Raw genomic sequence first — 454 nt, forward strand, 5'->3', positions numbered from 1 at the left:
TCACATCGTCGGGAATGCGCCGCTCGACGATCAGCTTGCGCACGAAATCGAAGTCGGTTTGCGACGCCGACGGAAAACCGACTTCGATTTCCTTGAAGCCGATCGCGACGAGCATCTCGAAGTATTCGAGCTTCTGCTCGATCGTCATCGGCTCGATCAGCGACTGGTTGCCGTCGCGCAGATCGGTGCTCATCCAGATCGGCGCGCGCTCGATCGCGCGGCTCGGCCATCGGCGTCCGTTGATGCGAACGGGTTCGAACGGTCGGTATTTCTCGGCGGGGTTGCGCTTCATCTTTGCCTCGGGCGGTCAAGTCGCGAGCGAAGACGGACGGCATGACGCGCCGGTGGGCGCCGCCTGCGCACGTGCATGCCCGATGGCACGACGGCGCGCAATCTTCGCGATTCGCCCGTCGGATCGACGAACGAAAGATGACGACTACGGGTTGTAAAAAAC

Annotated in this window: 1 pseudogene; it reads right to left on the reverse strand. The window is 61.9% G+C overall.

Annotated elements, in window-relative coordinates:
* Positions 1-292, reverse strand: a pseudogene (locus J5M58_RS26880) (2-isopropylmalate synthase); the annotation flags it as partial.
* Positions 293-454 lie beyond the last annotated feature (162 nt).

This window comes from Pseudomonas sp. 32_A (assembly GCF_017490905.1).
In the GTDB taxonomy this organism is placed as follows: domain Bacteria; phylum Pseudomonadota; class Gammaproteobacteria; order Pseudomonadales; family Pseudomonadaceae; genus Aquipseudomonas; species Aquipseudomonas inefficax.